The following is an 18,307-nucleotide window of genomic DNA, read 5'->3' as shown; positions in this document are numbered from 1 at the left end:
CCATCCCTAGCACTGCGCCGCAATCCCATTGCGAATCGCATACCGCACCAGATCCGCCACAGACCCAAAGCTCATCTTCCGGCTGATATTGATCCGGTGCGACTCCACCGTCCGCGTGCTGATGCAAAGCCGCGCCGCCGCCTCTTTGCTCGTCATTCCATCTGCCAGCAGCCGCATCACCTCGCGCTCGCGCACCGTCAACTGCGCCAGACTAGCCTTCCCCGCCCCACTTACATTCAGCGGCCCCCCACGAAGCGATACCGCCCGCTCACTCACAAAAATCTCATCACTCTCCGAGATCCGTTGCACAGCCATCAACAAGTCACGATCCGCGTCGCTCTTCAGCATGAACCCCTTAGCGCCAGCCTGCAGCACCTCCCGCAGCACCTCTTCGGAGTCATGCATCGTCAGCACCAGCACCTTCGTTCGCGGCGCACAGACCCGCATGCGAGCAGCAGCCTCCGGCCCGGTCAGCCCCGGCATGGAGAAATCCAGAATCGCAATATCCGGCATCAGGCTCGCAGCCATCGTCACCGCGTCCACGCCATTGGAAGCCTCGCCCACAACCGTCCATCCGCTCCGAGTTCCCAGCAGCGTCCGTAGTCCTCGGCGGATCAGGTCGTGATCGTCCGCAATCATAATCCGTAGCTCAGCCATGCACACCCATATTCCGCGGAATCGTCACCATCACCGTCGTCCCGCCCTTCGTCCCATCGATGCTGAAGCATCCACCAAGCTTCTCCACCCGCTCTCGCATCCCACTCACCCCCACGCCATACATCCGCTTTTCATGCGACACCGCCGGCCCTCCCTGCTCCGCCCCTTCGTCACTGATTGAAAGCAGCAGCCAGTCCTCATCGCAGCGCAGCGCAATCTGCACCACCGCGCTGCCCGAGTGCCGCAGCACATTCGTCAGACTCTCCTGCACCACCCGGAAGATTGCAATCTCCACCCCATCCCGAAACCGTCCCAGGTTCGCGCTCATCTCCAGGCCCACCTGAATCCCGCTCCTCTGCTCGAAACCCTCCACAAGCCAGGGCAGCGCCCGCGTCAACCCACCCTCCCCCAATAGCGGCGGATGCAGCAGGTAAGACGCACTCCGTATCCGGGCAGAACACTGCGACGCAATCTCCCGCGTCTCCTGCACCAGCCTCTGCAGCGCCTCATCCTTATCCGTCACCAGCGCATTCAGCCTGGCCAGGTTCCAGTTCAACACCGTCAGCTCCTGCGACGTCGAATCATGCAGATCCCGCGCAATCCTGCGCCGTTCCTCCTGCTGCAGGTTATCCATCTGATCGGAGATCGCACGGAACGCCGTCTGCGCCTTGTTGCGTTCGGTCACATCTTGGTAAAGCCCGTATACACCCGCCAACTCGCCATCCACCACCAGCGGAATCCCGTACAACTCAACATCCACGATCATTCCATCCCGCCGCCGCCGCTGCGTCACGGTATGCACCTTATCGCCTTGTAGCACCCGCCGGCTCAGGTCGCGCGCCTCCTCCATCATCTCCGGCCCTGCAATCAGGTAGTCCAGATCCTCTGAGAACAGTTCCTTCGATGTGTACTGGAACAACCGCTCAAACGCAGGGTTGCACATCGTGTATCGATGCTGCGCATCCAGCGCAATGATCGCGATCGGGCTATTCCCGATCAACGCCCTCAGATACGTAGCGGATGTACTTGCATCCATCCGCCCAAATGGAAATGAGGTAGAAATTTCGTAGACTTCATGATCGTTCATGATGGCCTCGATCGTGCATCTGCCTATAGTGGATAAGGGGCCGGGGAATGGGCTCGGTGCCCAAAGTATAACCAGATTTTCACGCTGCCTAACCACCAAATCTCACATCTTCTGAAAGCAATTGCCCGGCACCATCGGCGCCGGGCAAACACTTCCGCTGTTCCTGAGACTAGAACTGATACTTCAGCGCAAACTGAATCAGCCGTGGTGACCCTGCAGAACTCGTGATCTGCCCATAGCTTGCAGCGCTCACGGCCGTCGCAGGAGCCGAGTACTCCGGGTGATTCCACACGTTGAAGAACTCCGTCCGGAAGTCCAACGTCGCATTCTCGCGAATCCCCCCAACCCTCGTCTCCTTCACCACCGCCATATCCCAGTTGTCGTTTCCTGGTCCACGCGCCGCGCTCACGGAGCTGTTGCCGTAGTCAAGTGCGTTCACAGTCCCGTTCAAAGCCGCACTCGCAACCGCCGGTGCCAGTCCGAACACAGCCGAACCCGCATTTAGATAGGTATTGCTCTTGACTCGGTTCAGCATCGTCCCCCCGCCCTTGTTGACGATATTGCGATTCCCCATACCCGGAAGGAACTGCGCCCGGCTGTCGGTCTCGCCGTAAGCCGTCCCGTTACGGCTGTCCGTAATCGTCAACGGCTTGCCGCCCTGGAACGTCGACGTCCCATTCACCCGCCATCCGCTGGTCGCCGCACGCTCAAACCAGTTACCCTTCTGCCAGCTTGGAAACAGATACGTGTAAGCCACCACAAAGCGGTTCGTTCGGTCGAATCCCGCCAGCCCATATCGCGCATACCGGTTGTTCGGATCGTTGCTGTTACCGCTGCCGCCTTCGAACACGCCATTGGTCCCGTCGCCGCCATAGACGCTTGTCATGGCCTTGCTCCAGGTGTACGCCCCCTGAACGTAAATCCCTCGGCTCACCTGGCGCTTCACGGTCGTCTGCAAGCTGCTGTAGTTGGAAAATCCATACGTCTCGATCAACGTCACGCCCGTCGGTGAGAAGCCTTGGTAAGGAACGCGCGCCTGAACATTGGACGATAGCGTCGAGTTCGTCGTGACCCCATTGATCGGATTGGTCGGGCTCGCCAGCGCCGCGGCGTTGATATTCCGGCCTTCAGCAAGACGTGTGCCGCGCGTTCCCACATAGCCCACTTCCAGCACAAGCTTCTCCGGCAATTGCTGCTCAACCTCCAGGTTGTACTGCACCGTCAGCGGAGAATCGCTGTTCTCCGCGACGGCAGTCACCGTTCTCGGAACTGCGGTTGGTGAAAGCACCTGCCACACGCCGGGAGTGAGCGTCGCGGTATACGGCGTCTGGAACGTAGACGCCTGATCCACCGCATTGGACAAGCTCGCGGAGCTGACAAACGGCTGGCCGCCCAACGTCTGCAGAACGGAGTTACCATTCGGCAGAGTAAAGAACATGCCCACGCCGCCGCGCAAGACGGTCGTCGCGGCGGCGCCGTAAGGCTGCCAGGCAAAGCCCAGGCGAGGCCCAAAGTTATGTAGCGGAATATCGTTCTTCGTAAGACTCCGGCTGCCGATCTTCGTCAGTCCAGCAGGCAGAGGCAGTTGATAGTTGTTCGGGACGATGAAGCCGTTCAGCGTACCCGCTGCCGGCAGCGGCTGGAACCGTGTCACCAGCGAAGGCCAGAAGCTGCTCTCTTCTCCATGCCCAAAGCTGACGTTGCTGTTCAGCTCCCACCGGATACCCGCGTTCACCGTCAGGTTCGGTCGCAGCTTGACGTCGTCCTGCAGGAACATCGCCAGATCCGTTCCGCGATAGCCCTTGTAATAGCTGCCCTGCTGACTCCCGGCCGTGTTCACATTGCTGTAGTTCGTCCCGTTCTGTGCCGCGCTCTGCCCCAGGATAAAGTCCTGGAACGTGGAAAAGTTCAAGCTGCCGCGCTTCTGCTCCGGGTCATTGAAGTCGAACTGATTCTTCTCTCCAATGAACCCCGCCCGTATGCTCTGCTTGCCATGCGTCAGGGAGATCTGGTCGTCGATCTCAAACGTGTTCACCACGGACGACGACTCATCGTTGCCGCCGCCCCCCAGGTTGAAGTAACCCGTAACAGACGTAACCGGATACAACGGATAGGTCGGGTCGCTCGGAGCCGTCATGCCGATCTGGCTCGCCGTCAGCGTGGACTCGGTCTGAAGATGACCGCTGCTGCGGATATAAGCCACCAGCGCCTCGTTCAGCAGGTGTGGGGTCAGTGCGGAGGTCAGCTTCAGCAAACCAATCTGGTCGTTGAAGACGGTCGAAACACCGTTCCCAGGCGTATCGCCCGCGGTGCCCAACGGCTGGTCCTCAGGATAGTTCGCATAGAAGTAACGCTCGGACAAAGTGTTCTTCGGTGAGATCGTATAGTCCGTGTTGATCATGTACTGCGTCTCGAAGTACGTTGAGGGAATGCTGAACGTGGACTGCCCAATCGGATTGCCATTCGAGTCCGTCAGCAGCCGCTGCGGAGTTGGAATCAGGTAAGTGCCATTCGGCAGCTTCTGGTTGAGCAGATTCAACGCCACCGGGTTGATGTTCGATCCGTTGCACGCCACATTCACGCCGCCCGTATAGGTTCCGCCCACGTAGGGGTGCCACCGCGTCTGCGCCAGTGGGGTTGGACCCGCATTAGCGGGGCAAGCAGCCGCACCGATCGCAGCTGCGCTCCGGTCGTTCGTGATCGGAAACAAACTGATCGTCTGCAACGACGTCGAGCTCAACCCGTTGATCTGCCGCGTGTTCTGATACGTACCAAAGAAAAACAGCTTATCCTTCAGGATCGGTCCGCCAAGCGTTCCGCCGAATTGGTTCTGCTTCATATCCGGACGCTTCTGCCCATTGATCTTCAGAAACGTATCGTTCGCATTCAGAACGTCGTTCCGCAAAAACTCCCACAGTGAGCCATGAAAACTGTTCGTCCCACTCTTCGTGACCACGTCCACGTTCGCGCCCGCATCACGTCCAAAGCCGGCATCGTAGTTCGCCGTCTGGATCTTGAACTCCTCCAGCGCATCCGGGTTCGGAATCGGAATTCCCGCCTGCTGCACAAAGTCGCCCGCGCGCCCGGACCCAAAGTTGTTGATGTCCGCGCCGTCCATGTGGAAGTTGTTGCTGATATTGCTCGCGCCGTTCACATACACGTCCGGCGTGCCTTTACCCAGCGTCGCCGCGTTGTTCAGGTCGCCCGTGATACCAGCCGAGAGCGTCAGCACCTGCGTGTAGTTCCGGTTCGTCAGCGGCAACTGGTTGATCACGTCGCCGTCCACCACCGTACCCAGCGTCGCGTTCTCCATCTGCAGCGCCGGCGTCGCCGTGCTCACCTCCACCGTGTCGCTTTGGCTCCCGACTTCCAGCTTCGCGTCCACACGCGCCGTCTCGGTCACCGTCACCGTGATCGACCCCGGATCTTCCGTCTTGAAGCCCGGAGCCGTAATCGTCACCGTGTACATTCCCGGAGGCAAAAGCCCAACCGTGTACTGCCCGCCCTTGTCCGTCAGGGCTGTCCGCACCGCGTCAGTCCCCTGCGACTTGATCGTCACAATTCCGCCCGCAATCACCGCGCCCTGCGGGTCGGTCACCGTGCCGCGAATCGCACCGGTCGTAGAAGTCTGACCACTTGCCGTTTGAAACAACGCTGCGGAAGCTGCAAGACCGAATACAAGTCTGCGACGGCTGGAGGGAGAGCAAGCCCATGTCATAGTGAAACCTCTTCTGTAAGGGTCTTTTCACTATGCAGTAACTTCCCCAATTGGGAAATCCGTAAGACTACTGATATATCAGCAAGCCTTTGGAAAGCAGTTCCCGTAACTCCAAAACAGACTGCAACCCCCTGTCTCGCCCGGAGCGGGAAGTCCAGACCTAAGTCACCTATTTGAAGACTTTGGAACCACAAACAGAGAATGGGGTCAAGGGGTCGATTCCACGCAGCAAGGCCTCCGCATCGCGAAGGCCTCATCTGCACTTACTGCTTATTCTGCGACACCAGCATCGCCAAAGCGCTCTTCGGCACCTTGGACACCACGTCGAACTCCGGGTCCACCAGCTCCGTCACCTCGTACTTCATCTCCGCCCCCAGGAACAGCGCGACCTCGCTGTCGGTCAGACCGTAGTCGTGCTTGATCCAAGTCGCCAACTGCGCCGTAGACACCTTCAGCGCCTCCTGCAGCGATCCCGCCACACCAAACGAGATGATGTACTCGGGATCCTCCTCCCGCACCTGAGCCGTCTGGTACCCCTTGATCACCTCCACGCTGAAATCCACCGCCATCGACGTCTCCAGCCCCGTCTGCGTCACCTCCCCATCCCCCATCGCTGCATGACCATCCCCAAACCCGAACAGCGCCCCCGGATGCGACACCGGGAAGTACATCGTCGCCCCGGACACCACCCCGTTATAGTCCAGGTTGCCCCCATACGGCCCCAGGTGCGTCCCCCCAAACGCCTCCATACCCGGGGGTGCGACGGAGATGCATCCCAGCATCGGCTTCATCTGCACCTTGAAGTTCTTGAGCGCAGGCGTAGGAGCAGTCAACGTCGCGATACCCGTCGCATTGTCCAGTTGATACTCCCCATTGAACCGCTGATCATACTTGGCCGCCAGACTGTAAGCAGGCATCACCGAGTACTGCATAAGCCGGCTCCCCTGCTGTGCCGTCGGCCGGTTCGGCGCAATCTTGATCAGGTGCACCACCAGCGTATCCCCCGGCAGTGCACCCTCCACATAGATCGGCCCGATGTTCGGGTCGCCCCCCAGCGCCACCCGCTTCAAAGTCTTATCCGTCCCCCCGGAGTCCGGAGCCCACGTATGCACGATGTCCCCCGGAAAGATATGGATCCCCGGCTTGTTCCCCGCATAGTAGTAAGCCTGGAACGTCGTAGGCTCATAGTTCACCTCACGCGGCTTGGCCGGAGGCACAAGCTCCCGCGTCAGCTTCCAACTGATCTCCTGCGGCACCGGAGCACGTCCTCCGCCCGCACTTCCCGGCCTCCGCCCCAGCCCTGTCATGGTCCCAGCCCCCTCCCCGGCGTCCGCTACAATCTTGCCCGTAAGGCTACCCCCTTCGCCATCATTGCCGGTCAGCATAATCGTGACCGCCGAGCCTTTGATTGTGCCTTTGACCGTCTCACTGCCCCACATGCCCGTCAGCGTATCGCCTGAGCGTTCCAGCGAAACACGCGCATACACAGGCTCCAGCAGAGTCACGCCAGAAACCTCCGCAACCCACTTGCCCTCCGTCTCCGCCGCCCTGGCCGCACAAGGCAGCACACCCGTCACCGTCATCAGTACAGCCGCCATCCATTGCATCCGCATCGTCATCTCCTTAGTACTGCCCATAGCGCCCCTTAACTGAATCCAGCAGCTTATTCGAGTCATAAGCCATCCCATCCTTCAGCACGATCTCGACGTTCTCGATATCCGTAATCTGCGTCGAAGGGTCGCCCTTCACGATCATCAGGTCCGCATCCTTCCCCGCCACCACAGACCCAATACGATCCTGCTGCCCCAGATAGATCGCCCCATTCAACGTCGCAATCTTGACCGCTTCAGCCGCAGTGAAACCCACATCCGTCACCAGCAACTCCACCTCATGCTGATCGCCAAAGCCGGGCAACGTAGCGCCGTTCCCCGTAGGGTCCAGCCCCGCCATCAGAAACCCGCCGGCCTCCACAAACTTGTGCTCCAGTCCCACATCGTTCTTGTAGTTAGCCGCCCCTCGCTGTGTCGCAGCAGACTCCGGCATCGTATTGCGCCTGTTGCGCCCATACAGATAAGCCTCCAGCGCCTGCGGAGACAAAGTCGCCAGAGCCTTCGGCCTTAGCGTAGGCTTGCCCGCAAGGTTCGCCTCAAACACCGGCAGCGTACTCGTAATCGCGACATGATGCGCCACCAGCAGCTTGATCAAAGCCGCAGCCTCCGGACTATCCGGCGTCATCTTCGCAAGCGTCGCATTCCCCGTCTCACGCGAGCACTGATCCGGCTCCTTACCCGGATCGAGCTGCGTGTTCACAAAGAACCCATGCTCCAAATTGTCGATGCCAAGTTCAGCCGCCTCCGGATACGTCACAGAACACAGGTGCCCCGTCACCTTCAAGTGCCGCGCATGGGCAGCCTCGATCGCCGCCCCCAGCTCCGCACGCGTAATGTGCATGTAAGCCTTGAAGTTCGTCGAGCCTGAGTCCGCCCAGAAGTTCACAAAGTTCTTCGCATCCTCAGGCCCCTTCAAAGAGTGCATCTGCATGAACAGATCGCTCGGCCCTTGCAGATAAGGAGCCGTAGGCTCCACATGCGGCCCTATCAAGGTCCCCACCTCGATCAAGTGCCGCGTATTGATATCCGCATAAGGCTCAACCGACCCCGCTGTCCGAATCGTCGTAACGCCATTCGCCAGGTACATCCGCGGAGCGGAGAACGTCATCTGCGGCAGCAGCGTCGGCCCTTCAGATCCATTCGCATCCACATTAGGCCGCTGAAGATAGTAAAGATGATCGTGCATCCCCACCAGTCCAGGAAGCACCGTGTACCCGCTCAGATCGAACACCTCCGCACCCGCAGGCACAGCCGCATCATGACCCATGCTCTTGATCTTTGTCCCATCAACGATCAACGTCTGATCCTGCAGCACCGCCCCGCCCGTGCCGTCGATCACCCGCACATGCTGAAACACCTTGATCTGCGAGTTCTTACCGTAGAGATACTTCGTGCTGATCGGGCTTGAGTTTGTCCGCTGCGCGCTCGAAAGCGCGGCATGGCAAACCAGCATAAGAAGAAGAGACTTTCGCATGAACGATACGCTCAATAGACCGAGGATTTGCAACCGGATGGAATGTACTATAACCCAGCAACCACGCCTCTCCCGGACCATTCTCCAGGCATCCTGAATGCCTCCGTACTTCTACCTAAGCAGCCATACGGAGACCTCTCCCTGGCAACCTGACAGCCCTTGCATCTCGTTGGGCTCAACAGGTCGATAAACCTGAGAGGAACATCGCCACTTCCAAATCACCGAAAGGCTAACGAGAGGTCCGCTTCGACTCGATCGGAACCACGTTCGGAAGTCCGACTCGCTGAAGCAAATCGAGAAAGCGTCCGTCCGTGTGAAGCGATACGAAGGCAGGGTCCACTGCCATGGTAATGGCAGCTGGATCGTGCTCTTGAACCATAGCGGAAAGTATCTCGAGCGCACGCCCCGGTTGCTCGGCGTAAACATTCCACTCCGCTTGTTCAATCGTCTTGTCGTGATAATTATGGCCAGACTTGGTGTTCAGTGCGGCCAGCCGAACCTTCGCATACGCCGTTGCTCCGCCCTTGCTGAAAGCTTGCTCTCCCGCAGCTTCAAGGGCCAACCGGTCGGCGTCGTTCGAAAGCTGCGCCATCCGCTGCCACTCCGCAATGGCGTCGGAGTAACGGTGCGAGTACCAGAAAGCCCACGCAAGCTGATCAGCCGCAATAGGCCACCGAGGCGTCAGCTCAACCATCTTCCCTGCATCGGCCAGCATGAGTTGATTCTTGCCTGCGTTGGCAGCGACAAAAGCCGCAGCCTGGTAGACCGGTGGCCAGAACGGATCGTCGCTCTCAGCCAGCGCAATCTGCTGCAAGCTTTCGTCTGCTTTGCCTTGGATGGAAAGCAGCGTCGCCAACCATATGTGATAAACAGCTTCACCCGAGTCCAGATCCACGGCAAGCCGCAGTTCACGCTCGGCAGTCACACTATCCCAGCCCCTGGACTGCGCCGTGCAGCCCAGAATGGCGTGAGCCTGGGCCGAGCTTTGGTCGATGCTGAGGGCCTTGTTGGCTAAACGTTGTGCCATATCGAAGCCATTCGGAATCTCGCCACGATCGGCAAAGATCAGGTAAACGTTGGCCATCCCCGCATAAGCGCTCGCAAACTTTGGGTCCAGCGCGGCCGCATGCTGAAATCGGTCCATCGCATGATTCAGTGAATCGTCCGTTCTAGCCTGGAGATAATGGCGGCCGTCGAGATAGGCCTCATAGGCTTCCGGATTGGCAGTCCGCTGTTGAATGTGCTGCAGCGTGCCCGGCTTTCCTCCCAACGTGGTGTAGACCGCATACTGTACCCGATCACGAAGGGAGTGAAGTTGATTCACATTCCCCACGAAGCTTAGATCCGCGATATGGCTATTATCCTTCGCCCGAACGACCTCGAAGTGTAAGAGACAGTTCGTGCCATTCACTTCGAGCCGCCCCAGCAGAATCACATCCAACCCGGCCGTAGAAGCGAGCGACCTCATACTGGCGTTGTCGCGCGGGGCTGTCGTAAAACTGTGCGCCGCACGAACTTGCAGTCCGGGCACCTGCCCCAGTGAGTCGGAAAGATCGAAGCGAAGATTTTCAGCGATCGCCTTCGCTGCGTCAGACTCGGTCTCGAAAGGGAGCATCCCCAGGATGAGCGGAGACTCCGGGCTGACAGCAGCTCGGCTTCGCCAAATGTGCCGAGCCGCGAACAAGCCAATCAGCACCAGCACACAAATAGCGACAGACAAGAAGGCATATCTCTTCCAGGCAGACGTCGCCCCGACCGACACCTCGGTTCCCTCCACAGGCACCGCTTCGGCCACAACCAGTCGCGCCGGCACGGAGTGCTCTGTGCCTGAAAGCACCTTCATGGAAATCGGTTCAACGGTCCGTTCCACGGACGCCGCAGCATCCATATGTGCATCGCCACAGAAGCGATATCCCTGGCGCGGCACGGTCTCAATGAAGCGGCAGGAGCGCGAGTCGTCTCCCAGAGCCTTGCGAATCTGACTGATCGCCTTGTTGATGGCATGTTCGTAGTCGAAGTAAGCCGTATCCGGCCACAGCTCCTCGCGGAGCCGCTCCCGGGTGACCAGGTCGCCCGGCGGAGACAGTAGCACCGCCAGCACGCGAGCGCTCTGCTCCTGCAGCGCGCATCGCTGGCCTTTACGTCTCAGCTCCAGCGTCACAAGATCCAGCGAATAGATCGAGAATCTGGCAACTTGGCTCATGCCTTCCATCTGCGTGAAGGACCTCGCTTGAATCATCTGTGTGTTGTGAGCAGATTTTAGCAGGCGCCGGCCCGGACTTCAGCAGCTTGAGGCTTGAAGGACCCCTCACACTCCAATCATTCCCGGAGGAGGATACCATGCAACTCGTTCATTCTAATTGATATAAGCGGGTATGTTGTTTATTGCCGAAAGGAGATCGCGGGAATTGACCGGAGATGGAGCATGTCTCATGATCGTCCTAATCGCTACCCTCAATCCACTTGTACCGCAGGCGTCTCTGCCTGTGATGACGAGATCGTAAATGTTTCGCATTCGGACCACTCCCATGCGAAGCGAGGGGAAAGTTTCACCAGGAGATGACGATGGCACTGCTTTCAGGTTTTTACACTCGGCTCGTGCAGGCAGCCCTTTTGCTCACCACGGCCACCCTCGGGGTCGCGCAGTCGCAGCGGACAGCCGCCAAGCCTCTTCCTCAGATCACTCACGCAGTCGATGAGTCTCAGCGTGCCAGGATCTCCGGTGGACTCACCGCTCAGACGGCCACCGCCACGGATCAGGGCGCGCTGGCTGACGGAGCACCCCTAGACGGCATCATCCTGATGCTGAAGCGCACCGACGCTCAGGAGCAGGTGCTCCAGGCCTTGATGGCAGCACAGCAGACCCCCGCCTCTCCCGAATATCACCACTGGCTGACACCGGACGAGTTCGGTGCACGCTTCGGCGTAGCGGATCAGGATCTCGCCACCGTCAGCTCCTGGCTGGGCAGTAAAGGGTTCAAAGTTGACTCTGTCGCAAGAAGCCGCATGTCCATCTCATTCTCCGGAACCGCCGGTCAACTGAAGAGTGCCTTCAGCACGGAGATGCATCAATATCTGACCACGGATGGCACACGTCATCATGCGGCCAACAGCGAGCTCTCCATGCCGGAAGCTCTCACTCCGGTCGTCCAGGGGATCGCCAGCCTCTCTGACTTCCGTCTGAAGGCGATGCACAAGACCCTTGGCGTTGTCTCCCGTAATCGTGCGACCGGCGCTTCTCGCCTGGTGGCACAAAGCACCGCCGTCCGCGACCAGGCCGAGGGGAACCAGGCGTCCGTCCCTCAACTGACGAACGCCGGCAGCCCCGCGTACGTGATCGCTCCCGCAGACTTCGCCACCATGCACAACGTGACGCCGCTCTGGAACGCCGGTATCGATGGCACCGGCCAGACCATCGCAATCGTCGCAAAGAGCGACGTCCTCAACTCCGACGTGGATAGCTTCCGCTCCAGCTTCGGCCTTCCCGCAACCAAGCTCAACCATATCTATGTAGGCGGCCAGAACCCCGGACTCGCCTCCTCTGAAGTAGAAGCCGTCCTTGACGTCGAGTGGTCGGGCGCTGTCGCCAAGAACGCCACCATCGACCTCGTCGTAGCCTCTGACAGCGCAACCACCGACGGCATCATCCTCTCAGCTCAATACATCGTCGATAACAACGTCGCGCCCATCCTCAGCATGAGCTGGGGCGAGTGCGAACTGGGCATGGGAGCCTCGGAGGCTCAGTATGTGAACACCTTGTGGCAGCAGGCCGCCGCTCAGGGTGTCAGCGTCATCGTCGCCACCGGCGACGCCGGCTCCGACGTCTGCGATCAAGGCTCAACCTATGGCGTCTACGGACTCTCAGTCAACGGCTTCGCGTCGACACCCTATAACGTCGCACTCGGAGGAACAGACCTCAACGTCAGCTACACCAACCCCGCACCCTACTGGAACACCACAAACGCCAGCGGCACCATGCAGTCCGCAAAGTCTTACATCCCGGAGGTTCCCTGGAACGACGGCTGCGGTAACCCTCTCATCCTCGCAGCCTTGCAGGCAGAGGGCGTGACGGACGCAACTACGGCAGCGCTTTGCAACGATTCCAAGTACTACACGGGCTTTCACAAAGTGGAAGGTGGCAGCGGCGGCGCGAGTAACTGCACGGTCTCCACCTACGTCTCCTCCTCCAACTTCACCTGCACAAGCGGCGTCGCCAAACCTTCCTGGCAAACCGCCGTTCCCGGAATCCCAACCGACGGCGTCCGCGACCTCCCGGACGTATCCCTCTTCGCCGGCTCCGGTCTATGGGGCAGCGCGTACGCCATCTGCGAGTCCGATCAGTCGCCCGACGGCACATGCGACTTCACCAATCCCGCTGACGTCGCCTACCTTGCCGCGGGCGGCACCTCCTTCGGCACCCCGGCCTTCGCAGGCATCATGGCGCTTGTCAATCAGAAGCAAAGCTCGTTCCAGGGCAATCCCAATCCAGTCCTCTATCAATTGGCGGCCAGGCAGTACAACAACTCAACCACCAGCGGAAGCTGCACTGCTGAAAACGCCGCAACCGGAAACTCCTGCTACTTCTACGACACGACAAAGGCGAACAACGCGGCACCTTGCTATAAGGGTTCCAAAGACTGCGTCACGATCGGCGCCAACTCTTACGGCATCCAGTCCGGCTGGAATGCGGGCACTGGGTATGACCTCGCAACCGGTCTTGGAAGCCTCAACGTCAGCAACCTCGTCAACAACTGGAGCGCTGTCACCACCGGAACCCTTGCAACGACCAGTGTCGTCAAGCTCTCTCAGGCGACCATTGGCTATGGCTCACCCATCAGCGGAACCATCACCGTCGCCAGCACATCCGGCACTCCCACCGGTGATAGCTCTGTCCTGACCGATAGCTACGCCAACGGTCCATACACCCTCGCCTCAGGCACCGCATCCTTCTCCGCCCCCGGGCTCCCAGCCGGGACGCACGCCTTCACCGCTCGTTACGCGGGCGATGGAACCTACCTCCCCAGCACCTCGGCCGCCGTCTCCGTCGTCGTAAGCAAAGCAGCCTCAACCCTCTCCATGGCCTTGACCCGCACCTCCGTCACCAGCGGAGACTTCATCACGGTCTCTTCGACCATCGGCACCGCGGTCACCAGCAGCTCACCCACCGGCCTCGTCACCTTCACAAACTCCACCACCGGTGCCACACTCGGCACCGCTACCGCACAGTCCTCCTACGACACAGCCGGTCATACGACTGCCATCGCAGGCTTCACCTTCAACTCCAACCAGTTAGTAAGCGGTAAAAACATCATCATGGCAACCTACGCCGGAGACGGCAACTACACGAGTTCCTCTGCCTCCTCGGTCACAGTCACCTACGTCGCCGCCTTCAACCTCACAGCCGCGCAGACGCAGTTGGCGGTCCCCACCAACAGCTCCGCATCCATCGCTCTCACCCTCACCCCTTCAGGCACTGCGCTCACCTCGGCCGTGCAGTTCTCGTGCCCCACAACCCTGCCCGCGTTCCTGTCCTGCAGCTTCAGCCCCGCCGTCCTTCCTGTCGGAACCAAGACCACAACAACGACTCTGACCCTCTACGCAGCTCCCATGGCGCAGGCCTCGGTGACGGCACCGCCGGTACCGGGTTCCGCCATCGCGGGCATCGCCCTGGCCGGCTTGTTCTTCGGTCTTAGCTTTGGGCTTCGCAAGCTTTCAAGAGGTCTCGTCTTCCTAGTCGCCTTCACCATCTGCCTCGGCCTGCTATCGCTCTCGGGCTGCGCTGGAAAAGGAAGCCCCGCAACCTCATCTGTCGCCTTGACCGCCAGCGCGCCAACGGTCGCCTACGGTCAGTCGGAGACATTTACCGCAAGCATCTCGAACGCCCCTACGGCCACAGGACAGATCTCCTTCGTGGACGGAGGCAAACAGCTCGGAACCCAGAGCCTGAGCGGCGGCACCACAACCCTCACGACCACCAGGCTGGCAGTCGGCGTGCATAGCGTGACTGCGGTTTATTCAGGAGATAGTAACTTCGCAACGGCTACCTCGACCGCTGCATCCGCCGCCGTGACCTACAGCCTCACCGTGCCCGTGCTCGCCACGGACAACAACGGCAACGCCGTCACGTTGAACATCCCGGTGGTGATCCAATGACCGGTCTTCCTCGGCAGATCTCCATCGTCTCCGGAGAGGTGCAGCCGTCCTCCGGCTCACTCGTCCGCCAATCAGGTGACTCAGCTTCTTCCTTTACGCAAAGGGGTTCTATGTTCAAGACAATCTCTCGCCACGGACTCGCAGCTCTCTTCGCTACATTGCTCCTTGCCGGCAATCTAACCGCGCAGCAGACCACTTCGGCGACTCCCTTCTCTGGTCGCCCCGCACCCTGGACGCGGCTGGCCACGGAGACGCCGTCCACTCAAGCTCTCGTGGATCGCACCTCGGCAACCGCCTATCCCATGGCGCCTCAGCCCAAAGCCGTGAATGGATACACCTTCCCGGGATTCGTAGCTCCGCTTCGCACAGGCATTGGAAACGGTGACGGCTCCGAGACCTTTGGCGGTGTGCTGTCGGCGGACATCGATGGGAAGAATGGGATCGACGTCGTCACCATCCAGGGCGATGGCATCCTCACCGTTGACCTCAATGATGGCAAAGGCAACCTCTCACAGGCGTCGCTCAATACCTCCGGATCGGGAGCAAACATCGTCCAGGCATTCGTACAGGATTTGAATGGAGATGGCCTTCCGGATATAGTAGCGACCAGCAATACCCTACCCGGCTACTTCGTCTGGATGAACCAGGGCAATGGAGTCTTCGGCACCGTCACCAAGGTCGCCATCACAGCGCCAACTGGCATCACCGTACGGCCCATCATGGGTGCGATGACTGTCGGCGATGTGAACGGTGATGGAAAGGCAGACCTCGTTCTCCCCATCAGCTACATCTCCGGCAGCGGCTCGGTTGGTTACACCACCACCATGGTCCTGTATTCGTACACGGGGAATGGCGATGGCACCTTCGCAGCAGTCCCCAAATCCACCCTCTACACAATCCCGGGGTATTACATTTTCCAGGGAGGTCGTTCCATCGCGCTCTCGGATCTGAGCCACCACGGCGCACTGGATGCGGTCCTTGAAATGTATCAACCACCTCCAGGCGTAACCAACTACTTCTTCGACATTGCCACCGTTAAAGGAAACGGCGATGGCACCTTCGGTCCCCTCGTCTTTGCCGCCAAAAGCATTGCGAGCACTCAGTATGGACGCGGTAGCCTGCTGGTCCGGGACTTCAACAATGACGGTAACCCGGACGTACTCTTCGCGGATGCTTACACCACCGTTGATATCTGCTATGGCGTTGGCGATGGCACCTTGCAACCCGCGGTCAGCGCCATTGCCAATGTAGGCGTCTCCAGTCTTACCGCCGGCGACTTCAACAAAGATGGCGTCCTGGATATCATCACCTTCCGTGGTGGAGCAGCACAGGTCTACCTTGGAACCGGCAGCGGCAGCTTCAAGCAGACACCCACCGCACAATACGCAGGCAGCCAGGGCGGCAATCAGGTGGAAAGCGCCGTGGACTTTGACAGTGACGGAAATCTGGACTTCTTTTGGGTCGATCCGTTCTACAACTCCATCAACATCTTCCTCGGAAAAGGCGACGGAACCTTTCGCGGCGCACCCGCAATCGCTCCCGCCAACACCACCGCAACGCTACCCAACAACACCCAATCCGCATTCGGCTTTCAGGTCCTCGCCGTTGGCGATTACAACGGAGACGGCAGCACCGACATCTTCGCTGAGGAGTCGGGATATGTCGATATCGGTCTCAGCGATCGCAAGGGCGGCTTCGTCTTCACGCGTAGCCTCGATAGCCAGAACCTCACCAGCGTAGACTTCGTCGAGCCGCTCCACGTAGACCTGAACGGTGACGGTAAAGACGACATCGTCATGGCAACCCTCACCGGCGTTCGTGTCTTCCTCTCCAAGGGAGATGGAACCCTCAGCACGCCCGTCAATACGACCATTCCCATCAGCCTTGGCTGCACACTCAACCTCGCCTCAGCCGGCGATCTCAACGGCGATGGATTCGCCGATCTGGTTATCGCCTATGGCGGCAACGCCTCCTGCTACGCCACCGGAACCACACCCTCTGGCTTCGCCGTCCTGTTGGGCAACGGCAAAGGCGGCTTCACCTCCTCGCTCTTCACCGCGTTTGGCGGGGATCTTTATCAGGCCAGCCTCGCGGATATCAATAAGGACGGCAAGCTTGACCTCGTTCTCAACGACCTCGCCAGCGGAAAGAACGTCATCACCGTCATCCCGGGTAACGGAGATGGCACCTTCAACACGACAGCCGCGCACGTTGTATGGACCGGCATCTACCGCGTCTCGGACGTGCAGATCGCTGACACCAACGGCGACGGCTCTTTGGATCTCATGATGGCTTACGCCGGGCAGTCGATCGCCAGCACCACCGCTCCGTCCGGGGTTCTCAATCTCCTCGGAAATGGGGACTTCACCTTCAAGTCACCCGTATACGCGCTCCAGGGCGTAGCTGGACAGACCGCCGTCCTCTCGGACGTCAACGGCGACGGACTGCCGGACTACATCATCCCGCTCAGCACGCAGACCACCCTCATCTCCGGCGTAACCGTGCTGATCAACGCGGGCGGCGGAGCCTTCAACGCTCCCATCCTCTACACCCAGCCGTTGGACGTCCTCTTCGATCGCGATAAGCTCATCTTCGCCGGAGACTTCAATGGCGATGGCGCACAGGACATCATCCTGGGCGGCGGCGCAGGTCTCGTCCCCAGCATGCTCTTCCTCAACAACGCAGGTCTGAGCCTCACCTTGGGCGCAACCTCAACCTCGGTCGTTCAGGGAACTCCAGTCAATCTCTTCGTGGAACCGAACCTGCTCAGCACCGGCAATCTCAGCGGAACCGTAACCTTCGCCTCCAACGGCGCCTCCATCGGCACCGCATCCTGGAACTCCAACGTAGCCCTCTTGAGCACATCCTCACTCCCTCTCGGAGCCAACAAGATCACAGCAACCTTCCCCGGGGACGGCACGCATGCTGCCGCAAGTGCCGCTCCAATCACGGTCACCATCACCGCTCCACCTGCCGCGTTCAGCCTCACAGGAGCCGTGCAGAGCGTCAGCGTTACCCAGGGAAGCTCAGCATCCGTAGCCCTCACCCTGCAGGCAAACGCCGGCTTCGCAGGGCCAGTGACCTTCGCCTGCACCAACCTGCCTGCCGGTGCAACCTGCACCTTCGATTCGCAAACCCTCACACTTGCAGCAGGCGCAAGCGCAGCCACAAAGGTGACGATCGCCACCACGGGTTCGGCCTCACTGCAAACGCTTGGTCCACTCAGCATCGGCACCGGAGTTTCGCTCGCCGGTCTCTTCGCTCTGCTGCTGCCAACGGGACGTTCCAGGAAGAAGCTTTACAGCCTCATGATGCTTCTTGTAACGCTGGCCGGCGCTGCCTCACTCTCCGGCTGCGGGGGCTCAGGCAACTCCGGAACACCAACCGGCACGGCCCTCGTCACCATCACTGCAACCGGCGTCTCGGGTACAACTCAGGTAGTCAACTCCATCCTCGTCGCAGTCACAGTCGCAAACAGGTAACTCCAACAGGCGCAACGGCCCCCAGCGAAATTTTCGCTGGGGGCCGCGCGCCATTTGCGAATCTAGATCCGCCTGCTGGAAGCATGTTTTATCGTCAGATTCCAGCTTCTGAACCACCAGTTTGAA

Annotated in this window: 8 protein-coding genes; 2 read left to right on the top strand and 6 right to left on the bottom strand. The window is 59.8% G+C overall.

Annotated features, from left to right (window positions below):
* Window positions 1–6 precede the first annotated feature (6 nt).
* The 6 genes from ACIX9_RS20645 to ACIX9_RS20620 all read right to left on the bottom strand — a co-directional run bounded on the left by ACIX9_RS20645 (window position 7) and on the right by ACIX9_RS20620 (window position 10,785).
* The gene (locus ACIX9_RS20645; protein WP_013582142.1) at window positions 7–657 is read right to left on the bottom strand and encodes a response regulator; all 651 of its coding nucleotides are present in this window, start codon (window positions 655–657) and stop codon (window positions 7–9) included.
* Window positions 650–1,744: a PAS domain-containing sensor histidine kinase gene (locus tag ACIX9_RS20640; RefSeq protein WP_013582141.1), complete on the bottom strand. Its 1,095-nt coding sequence runs from the start codon at window positions 1,742–1,744 to the stop codon at window positions 650–652. The genes ACIX9_RS20645 and ACIX9_RS20640 overlap by 8 nt, the downstream gene beginning before the upstream one ends.
* Before the next feature lie 169 nt (window positions 1,745–1,913).
* A complete protein-coding gene (locus tag ACIX9_RS20635; RefSeq protein WP_232298939.1) occupies window positions 1,914–5,396 on the bottom strand; it encodes a TonB-dependent receptor in 3,483 nt (1,160 codons plus the stop codon).
* Between the two features lie 329 nt (window positions 5,397–5,725).
* Entirely contained in the window at window positions 5,726–7,075 is a 1,350-nt protein-coding gene (locus tag ACIX9_RS20630; RefSeq protein WP_013582139.1) for an acetamidase/formamidase family protein, read from the bottom strand.
* A gap of 10 nt (window positions 7,076–7,085) precedes the next feature.
* The gene (locus ACIX9_RS20625) at window positions 7,086–8,546 is read right to left on the bottom strand and encodes an amidohydrolase family protein (protein WP_157478226.1); all 1,461 of its coding nucleotides are present in this window, start codon (window positions 8,544–8,546) and stop codon (window positions 7,086–7,088) included.
* A gap of 229 nt (window positions 8,547–8,775) precedes the next feature.
* Window positions 8,776–10,785 carry a winged helix-turn-helix domain-containing protein gene (locus ACIX9_RS20620; protein ID WP_198152243.1) on the bottom strand — a complete coding sequence of 670 codons (2,010 nt, stop codon included), beginning with the start codon at window positions 10,783–10,785 and terminating at the stop codon, window positions 8,776–8,778.
* Window positions 10,786–11,144: 359 nt separating this feature from the next.
* Between ACIX9_RS20620 and ACIX9_RS20615 the strand changes: the two genes are divergently transcribed.
* Window positions 11,145–14,699, top strand: a complete 3,555-nt coding sequence (locus ACIX9_RS20615) for an Ig-like domain repeat protein (protein ID WP_198152242.1) — start codon at window positions 11,145–11,147, stop codon at window positions 14,697–14,699.
* Between the two features lie 110 nt (window positions 14,700–14,809).
* Window positions 14,810–18,181 carry an FG-GAP-like repeat-containing protein gene (locus ACIX9_RS20610; protein ID WP_013582135.1) on the top strand — a complete coding sequence of 1,124 codons (3,372 nt, stop codon included), beginning with the start codon at window positions 14,810–14,812 and terminating at the stop codon, window positions 18,179–18,181.
* Window positions 18,182–18,307 lie beyond the last annotated feature (126 nt).

The organism is Granulicella tundricola MP5ACTX9 (genome assembly GCF_000178975.2).
Classification (GTDB): Bacteria; Acidobacteriota; Terriglobia; order Terriglobales; family Acidobacteriaceae; genus Edaphobacter; species Edaphobacter tundricola.
Note: the sequence above shows the minus strand (reverse complement) of the source record. Positions and strands in the feature narration are given on the sequence as shown.

Coding starts and splice junctions, on each gene's coding strand:
- ACIX9_RS20645 (WP_013582142.1), bottom strand. CDS start 657: ATGGCTGAGCTACGGATTATGATTGCGGACGATCACGACCTGATCCGC.
- ACIX9_RS20640 (WP_013582141.1), bottom strand. CDS start 1,744: ATGAACGATCATGAAGTCTACGAAATTTCTACCTCATTTCCATTTGGG.
- ACIX9_RS20630 (WP_013582139.1), bottom strand. CDS start 7,075: ATGCGGATGCAATGGATGGCGGCTGTACTGATGACGGTGACGGGTGTG.
- ACIX9_RS20625 (WP_157478226.1), bottom strand. CDS start 8,546: ATGCGAAAGTCTCTTCTTCTTATGCTGGTTTGCCATGCCGCGCTTTCG.
- ACIX9_RS20620 (WP_198152243.1), bottom strand. CDS start 10,785: ATGATTCAAGCGAGGTCCTTCACGCAGATGGAAGGCATGAGCCAAGTT.
- ACIX9_RS20610 (WP_013582135.1), top strand. CDS start 14,810: ATGTTCAAGACAATCTCTCGCCACGGACTCGCAGCTCTCTTCGCTACA.